The organism is Prosthecobacter sp. (genome assembly GCF_020439865.1).
Taxonomy (GTDB): Bacteria; Verrucomicrobiota; Verrucomicrobiia; order Verrucomicrobiales; family Verrucomicrobiaceae; genus Prosthecobacter.
In genome coordinates this window covers 1-5397 of record NZ_JAGRPF010000061.1, presented here as the reverse complement: position 1 = coordinate 5397, position 5397 = coordinate 1, and the positions used below count along the sequence as shown (strand labels likewise).

Genomic DNA, 5397 nt, shown 5'->3' with positions numbered 1-5397 from the left:
GGCGACTGCACCCGAAGGTCAGCGCCTCGGCATTTTGACGCATCCCGCCTGGCTCGTCTCACAATCCGACGCCATGGACAACCACGCCATCCATCGTTGCATCTGGATTCGCGAGCGCCTGCTTGGCGGCGGCATTCCTGATGTGCCCATCACCGTCGATGCCCAGCTTCCCGTCGAGCCGCAAAGCACGCTGCGCGAACGCATGCGCGTGACGAAGGAAAAGTACTGCTGGACCTGCCATCAGAAGATGGACCCGCTCGGTCTGCCTTTCGAGATGTACAACCACGCTGGCCTCTTCCGCACCACCGAGCTCGACAAGCCCGTGGACGCCACCGGCGAGATCATCGACAGCGGCGATCCCAAGCTGGACGGACCCGTCTCCAACGCTCTCGAGATGATCGCGAAGCTCGCCGAAAGCGAGCGCGTGGAGCAGGTCTTCGTCCGCCACGCCTTCCGCTTCTGGATGGGACGCAACGAAACCCTCAACGATGCCCCCATTCTGCAGGCCGCCCACAAAGCCTATCGCGACAACGGCGGCAGCATGAAGGCGCTCATCACATCCCTCGTCACTTCGGATGCGTTTCTCTACCGCAAGGTGGAGCGCGGAGTGAAGACGACGGCAGAAAAGTAGCCACGTTACCCGGCAACGCAGGCAACACGAAGGGAGCGCGGACATTCTTGTCCGCACCTGTTCACTCACGCGGCTTCGCCGCCCATGATTGATCGAAGCGGGCCGGAGTGCCCGCGCTCCTCTCTGCTTCGTAGCGAGATGCAGCCTGCACTACCGTCGCAGTTTGCGCATTTCGAGGCAGGACACGACGGTTTGATTCCGTTCTCTGAAACGCCATGCCTGTCATTTCTCCTGCTGAAGCCCAAAAGAAGTACGATGTCGTGATCGTGGGATCCGGGGCGGGTGGCGGACAGGTGGCGTATCTGCTGGCGATGGAGGGCGCGAAGGTGCTCGTGCTGGAGGCGGGGCGCATGTTTGATCCGATGCGCGAGACGGCGATGTTTCACACGCCGAACCTCGCGCCGCTGCGGGGAGAATCGACGCCTGACAAGCAGTACGGCTTCTACGATTCCTCGATCGCCTCCGGCTGGGAGATCCCGGGCGAGCCTTACACGAACGCGTCGAAGGAGGAGAAGCGCGAGTTCGCGTGGTGGCGGCAGCGCATGCTCGGCGGGCGGACGAACCACTGGGGACGCGTGTCGCTGCGCAACGGGCCGCATGATTTCAAAACACGCACACGACAGGGCGTGGGCCTCGACTGGCCGATCTCATATGACGACCTCGCCCCCTTTTACGACAAGGCGGAAATGCTCGCGGGCATCTTCGGCGCGAACGAGGGCATCGAGAACTCGCCCGATTCGTCGCCCGGCGTGCTGCTGCCACCGCCGCGTTTCCGCGCGAACGAACTTTACGCGCGCAAACACGCGAAGGCGAAACTGGGACTCGACGTGGTGCCCATTCATCGCGCGATCCTGACGCAGATGCAGGACGCGGAGCGCATTCCGAAGGAACTGCATCCGCACAATCCGAAAGCGCAGAAGCTGCTGGCCGAAAACATGCGCATGCGGGCGCGCTGCTTCTTCGCCACCGACTGCCATCGCGGGTGTGCGATCGGTGCGGCGTTTGACTCGGGCACCGTGCTGCTGCGTCCGGCGTTGAAGAGTGGCAATCTCGACATCCTGCCGAATGCGATGGTGCGCGAGATCACGGTGGACGATGCGGGCAAGGCCACAGGCGTCGCTTTCATCGACAAGGTGGACGGCAAGGAACACGCGGTGGAAGGACGCGTTGTCGTCGTCGCAGCGAGCTCGCAGGAATCCGTGCGACTGCTGCTGAATTCGAAGTCGAATCGTTTCCCGGACGGCATCGGCAACTCGAACGGTCTGGTTGGCAAATACATCACGGATTCCGTGTCGAGCAGCTTCAGCGCACAGATCCCCGCGTTTGAGTCGATGCCGCCGCACAATGCCGATGGAACTGTCGGTCAGCAGGCCTACCTGCCATTTCAGTTCACGAAGGACCTGCAGGCGGGCAAACTCGGCTTCTCCGGCGGCTACAAGCTGCTGGTGGGCGGAGGCAGCAGCATGCCGGGCATGTCTTCGGCGACGAAGTTCGACTGGCTGAGTGATCGCGATCACGTGGCGTTTGGCGCCGAATTGAAGGAGGACACGCGGCGCTACTACAGCTCGATCCAGGGCATCGGCGCGCAGGGCGCGATGGCGGCGAATGACGACTGCTTCTCCGAGCTCGATCCCGAGGTGAAGGATCAATGGGGCATCCCGGTGCTGCGCTTTCACTGGAAGTTCTCCGACGACGAACTCAAGCAGGTGGTGCATCAGCAGGAGACGATGGCGTCGATCCTTGAAGCGATGGGCGCACGCTTTTCGCGTTCTCCCGAAACGAAAAATCCGCTGAAGGCCCTGAAGGAAGGCGGATCGGTCATTCACGAAGTCGGCGGAGCGGTCATGGGCGCGGATCCGGCGAAGTCAGTGACGAATCAGTGGTGCCAAACCTGGGACGTGCCGAATGTCATCGTCGCCGACGGTGCGCCCTTCCCCGGCACTGCGGACAAAAATCCAACGCTCACGATTCTGGCGCTCGCGTGGCGCACGGCGGAGCACCTGATGGGCGAACTCAAGAAAGGAAACCTGTGATGAACGACTCGAATGCTCCCGCACGCGTGGACCGCCGCATGGCGCTCAAATGGATCTCGTCAGCCACGGCGAGCCTGGCGCTTCCCGGCAGCCCGGCCTTCGGCGCGGCTGCCAAAACCGGACTGAAAGCCGCGGCCGAACCCAGGGGCAAAGGCTACGGCCCCGATCCGGATCTCATGAAGACCTACAAGCCCGGCGACCTTTGGCCGCTGACGCTGTCCGACGATCAGCGCACGCTTTTGATCACGCTCTGCGACATCATCCTGCCCGCGGACGAGCAGTCGCCGAGCGCGTCGTCGGTGGGCGTGCATGACTTCATCGACGAATGGATCAGCTCGCCCTATCCGGGCCAGGCCGGTGATCGCACAACCGTGCTGCGCGGCCTCGACAAGCTGGAGGAAGAGGCGCTGTCGCGATCCGGCAAAGGTTTTGTCAAAGCGGGCGCCGAGGTGCAGCTCGCCATCTGCACCGACTTCGCCAAAGCCGCACGCAAGGACTCGAAGAAGGACCCGGGCCGGTGCTTCCTGCGCCTGCGCGATCTCATCGCCGGCGGCTACTACACCACGCCCGAGGGCATGAAGGACATTGGCTATCGCGGCAACATCTCGATGGCCTCGTGGGACGGCCCGCCGAAGGAGGTGCTGGAGAAGCTGGGACTCGAACCCCAGGAAGCATGATCATGAAAAACTACACACGACGAAGCTGGCTCCAGACCACGGCAGGATTTTCACTGGCGAGCCTGATGCGCGGTGCGGAGGCCGGATCCACACCTGCGATCAGCATGGGAACTTATGCGCTGCCCGGTTACTCGCTGAAGGATGCGATCAAGCTGGTTTCCGACACGGGCTTTCGTTCGATCGAGATCGCGGCGATGCCTGGCTATCACGGCGCGCCGGATCAGCTTTCCAAAGCGCAACGCGCGGAGGCACGTCAGCAGCTCGCGGATGCAAAGCTGAAGGTCGGTGCGCTGATGGGCCTGCCGATCCCCGATGCGAAGAAGCAGGCAGAGAACACCGACTGGGTGCAGCACACGTTCGAACTCGCGCGTGATCTCGCGCCGGACTCGCCACCGATGATTCAGTCCATCCTTGGCGGCGGCAAGTGGGAGGAAAAGAAGACGCTGTTTCGCGACTGCCTCGGTCCGTGGGTCGAGGCGGCGAAGAAGGCAGGAGTGAAACTCGCGATCAAACCGCATCGCAGTCATGCCATGGATCTGCCGCAGCAGGCGATCTGGTTGATCGAACAACTCAACGCCGCCGACACGCTGAGCATGGTCTTTGACTACAGCCACTTCGCCTACCGCGATCTGCCTTTCGAGGACATGGTGAAGATCGCGCTTCCCCACACCGGCTACGTGGTGATGAAGGACGCCGTGCAGCGCGACGGCAAGGTGCAGTTCGCACTGCCGGGAGAAACGGCAACGATTCCTCACGCGGCGATTTTGAAGCAGTTCATCGACGGCGGTTATCGCGGCGAAGTCTGCGCCGAAGTCAGTGCGCAGGTGTCCAAGGCGAAGGACTACGATCCCGTGAAGGCCACGCAGGTCTGCTTCACGAGCCTCAGCCGCATCGTCGCCCAGGCGCAGGAGGCCGGCTTCACCTCCATGTTCAACGGTCAAGATCTGACCGGCTGGGACGGCAAAGCCGACTGCTGGGAAGTCCGCGACGGCGAGATCTGGTGCACCGGCAAGGCGAAGGAAAAGAACTGGCTCATCTGGCGCAAGGAGCAGCCCGCCGACTTCACCCTGCGCTTCGAATTTCGCTGGGACAAAGGCAACTCCGGCGTCCAGGTGCGCAGCGACGATCTCGGCGACTGGCATGTCTTTGGTTATCAGGCCGAGATCGCCGAACAGGAGAAGATGGGTCTCTGGCATCACTCGTTGCTCGCCAACGATCATCCGAAAAAGGAAGGGCGGCACTACATGTCCACCGCTGGTCAGGACAACACGATCGCAGCCGATGGCACGAAGACCGTCAAACAAGTCGCGGACGCCAAAGAGGTGCAGTCGCACTACAGCGAACACACTTGGAATACGATGGAGATCATCGCGAAGGGGCCGACGCTCACTCAAAAGATCAACGGCATCGTCTTCACCACCATCACCGACAACGATGCCGACATGCGCCGCCGCAAAGGCTGGATCGCCCTTCAGGATCACGGCAAAGGCTGTGCCGTCGCGTTTCGGAATCTGCGCATCAAAACCGGGTAGCGAACCGCACCCCGTTCACAGCTCCTTGATTCGGATGTTGCGAAACTGCACCAACGAAGCACCCCACTCGCCGTCTTTGCGTTCGGCGTGAAGCTGGAGCGCCAGCGGTCCTTTCTCAGGAATGCCGGGCAGGTGCGCCTGTGTGATAATTTCCACGTCGTTGAGCGTGACCGTGAGGCGGTCGCCTTTCATCACGATGTGAAACCTGTTCCATTCGCCGACCGGCCGGTCCGCTTTCTTCTTCGGCGTCGCGCCGGCATGAACCCCGGCGGAAAACCTGGCATCGGTCCGATAGCCCCAGACCTCGCCTGAGCCGACGGACCAGCACCAGATGTTCACCTGCGACTTGTGCTGGCCGCGCAGAAACACACCGGAATCCGTGTTCGGCACGGCGATGGTCGCCAGCTCTCCCGACGAGTTCTTCTGATAACTGCCGTAAGGCAAAATGACACGCGCCGTCGGATTCGTGAACGGCGGCTCCTTGATTCGCCAGTCGATGAACAATTCGAAGTCGCCGTATTCCT

At 62.1% G+C, this 5397-nt stretch carries 5 protein-coding genes; 4 read left to right on the top strand and 1 reads right to left on the bottom strand.

What is annotated here, in order from left to right; all coding sequences use genetic code 11:
* The 4 genes from KDL09_RS06085 to KDL09_RS06070 all read left to right on the top strand — a co-directional run.
* Positions 1-631, top strand: a 631-nt coding sequence (locus tag KDL09_RS06085) for a DUF1588 domain-containing protein (protein ID WP_294382737.1), incomplete at its 5' end; no start/stop codon positions are given.
* Between the two features lie 215 nt (positions 632-846).
* A complete protein-coding gene (locus tag KDL09_RS06080; RefSeq protein WP_294382735.1) occupies positions 847-2664 on the top strand; it encodes a GMC family oxidoreductase in 1818 nt (605 codons plus the stop codon).
* Positions 2664-3341 carry a gluconate 2-dehydrogenase subunit 3 family protein gene (locus KDL09_RS06075; protein ID WP_294382734.1) on the top strand — a complete coding sequence of 226 codons (678 nt, stop codon included), beginning with the start codon at positions 2664-2666 and terminating at the stop codon, positions 3339-3341. The genes KDL09_RS06080 and KDL09_RS06075 overlap by 1 nt, the downstream gene beginning before the upstream one ends.
* A 2-nt stretch (positions 3342-3343) precedes the next feature.
* Positions 3344-4873 (top strand): family 16 glycoside hydrolase, encoded by a 1530-nt coding sequence (locus KDL09_RS06070; protein WP_294382733.1) that lies wholly within the window; start codon positions 3344-3346, stop codon positions 4871-4873.
* 15 nt (positions 4874-4888) lie between these two features.
* On the opposite strand, the gene KDL09_RS06065 is transcribed toward KDL09_RS06070, so the two are convergent.
* The coding region (locus KDL09_RS06065) for a DUF1080 domain-containing protein (RefSeq protein WP_294382730.1) at positions 4889-5397 on the bottom strand (509 nt) is incomplete at its 5' end.

Excerpts from the sequence above, each read along its gene's own strand:
- KDL09_RS06080 (WP_294382735.1), top strand. The coding sequence starts at position 847 with ATGCCTGTCATTTCTCCTGCTGAAGCCCAAAAGAAGTACGATGTCGTG.
- KDL09_RS06075 (WP_294382734.1), top strand. The coding sequence starts at position 2,664 with ATGAACGACTCGAATGCTCCCGCACGCGTGGACCGCCGCATGGCGCTC.
- KDL09_RS06070 (WP_294382733.1), top strand. The coding sequence starts at position 3,344 with ATGAAAAACTACACACGACGAAGCTGGCTCCAGACCACGGCAGGATTT.